A 2,121-nucleotide genomic window follows, 5' to 3' on the forward strand; every position below is an offset into this window, starting at 1 on the left:
CGACACCCTTGCGGGTGTCGCCTTTTTTTGTAGCGCGGAGTCTCTGCGAACGCAGGCCTCTGAGCTTTTGAGCTTTTGAGCTTTTGAGCTTTTGAGCTTTGAGCTTTTGAGCTTTTGAGCTTTGAGCTTTTGAGCTTTTGAGCTTTTGAGCTTTGAGCTTTTGTGGCGAGGGAGCTTGCTCCCGCTGGATGCGTCAGCATCCCCAGCAGTGGGATGGCTGGCAAAGCAGGGGCCGCTTCGCAGCCCAGCGGGAGCAAGCTCCCTCGCCACAGGGGATCGTGCTCAGCCTTGGGGTTGCGCTCAGCCTGTTTTAGAGTTCGATCTTGACCGCCTGCGAAGCACGGGTTGCCTTGGCGCGGGCGGCTTCGATCGATTCGTCGCGGGCCAGGGCTACGCCCAGGCGGCGCTGGCCGTTGACTTCCGGCTTGCCGAACAGGCGCAGGGCGGTGTCCGGTTCGCTCAGGGCGGCGCCGAGGTTGGCGAAGGCGGTCTGCGTCGACTGGCCTTCCACCAGGATCACCGCCGAAGCCGATGGGCCGAACTGGCGGATCAGCGGAATCGGCAGGCCAAGAATGGCGCGGGCGTGCAGGGCGAATTGCGACAGATCCTGGGAGATCAGCGTCACCAGACCGGTGTCGTGCGGGCGCGGCGAGACTTCGCTGAACCATACCTGGTCACCCTTGATGAACAGTTCGACGCCAAACAGGCCACGACCACCCAAGGCCTCGGTCACCGCTTTGGCGACGCGCTCGGATTCGGCCAGGGCCACCGGGCTCATGGCCTGTGGCTGCCAGGATTCCTGATAGTCGCCCTTTTCCTGACGGTGGCCGACCGGCGCGCAGAACGTGGTGCCGCCGATGTGGCGCACGGTAAGCAGGGTAATTTCGTAGTCGAAGTCGATGAAGCCTTCGATGATCACCCGACCCTTGCCGGCACGGCCGCCTTCCTGGGCATAGTCCCAGGCTTTCTGCACGTCATCGGCGCTGCGCAGCAGGCTCTGGCCTTTGCCCGAAGAGCTCATCACCGGCTTGACCACGCACGGGAAACCCAGGGTCTCGACGGCCTTGCGGTAGTCTTCCACGGTATCGGCGAAAAAGTACGGCGAGGTCGGCAGACCGAGTTCTTCGGCGGCCAGGCGGCGGATGCCTTCGCGGTTCATGGTCAGTTGCGCGGCGCGGGCGGTCGGGATCACGGTGAAGCCTTCGGCCTCCAGTTCCACCAGCGTCGCGGTGGCAATGGCTTCGATTTCCGGCACGATGTAGTGCGGCTTCTCGGCCTCGATCACTGCGCGCAGGGCCGCGCCGTCGAGCATGTTGATCACGTGGCTGCGGTGGGCCACTTGCATGGCCGGCGCGTTGGCGTAGCGATCCACGGCAATCACTTCAACGCCCAGGCGCTGCAGTTCGATTACCACTTCCTTGCCCAGCTCACCGCTGCCACACAACAAAACGCGGGTCGCAGTGGGCGACAATGGGGTTCCGATACGGGTCATCTGAAGGTCCTCAAACAGGAGCGGATCATCGGGGCGCGCGCCGGGCGAGCTTCCCATGGGGAGAAAGCGCGGCATTTTACATGAACCGCGTCAGCCGGCGACGGCCTGTTTGCGCAGACGCCAGGCCATGATCAGCCAGACGGCCGTGACCCCGGCGAATTTCGACAGCAGAGCGGTGATGACCACGCCTGGCGTGAGGGCGTCGATCAGGCCGAAAAAGATGAAGGTATCCAGGGGAATGCTCAGGGCCGAGCTGATCCACAATCGGTCGTGCAGCGGGCGCCGGGTGACGGTGAACACCAGCCAGTCGATGCATTCGGACACTGCGAATGCCGTGGCGCTGGCCAGGGCGATGGTTGGATCGGAGGTGACGTAGGACAGCACCAGCGCCACCAGCATCGCCGCGATGGCGCCATGACCGAAGCGGGTCTGCACCATGTCACGCAGGACGAACACCAGGCCGCCCCAGGCCGACCAGATGATGTCCAGGTGCGGCGCGGCGGAGAACGCGAAGTTGATCAGCACGACGCTGCCTATGTAGGCGATCAGGAAAAGCATGGGGCGGGGTACCTGGTGGGATGGAATGTCGGGTAATGATTCCGTGGCGACGGAGCTTGCTCCCGCTGGGC

The 2,121-nt window shown here is 63.6% G+C and carries 2 protein-coding genes; both read right to left on the bottom strand.

What is annotated here, in order from left to right:
* Positions 1-310: 310 nt before the first annotated feature.
* Positions 311-1,492: a formate-dependent phosphoribosylglycinamide formyltransferase gene (gene purT / locus ACE04F_RS07390; protein ID WP_486105620.1), complete on the bottom strand. Its 1,182-nt coding sequence runs from the start codon at positions 1,490-1,492 to the stop codon at positions 311-313.
* Positions 1,493-1,582: 90 nt separating this feature from the next.
* Complete coding sequence (locus ACE04F_RS07395; protein WP_486105621.1) at positions 1,583-2,050, bottom strand: preQ0 transporter; 468 nt, start codon at positions 2,048-2,050, stop codon at positions 1,583-1,585.
* Positions 2,051-2,121 lie beyond the last annotated feature (71 nt).

Source organism: Pseudomonas sp. AGC41, from assembly GCF_057334555.1.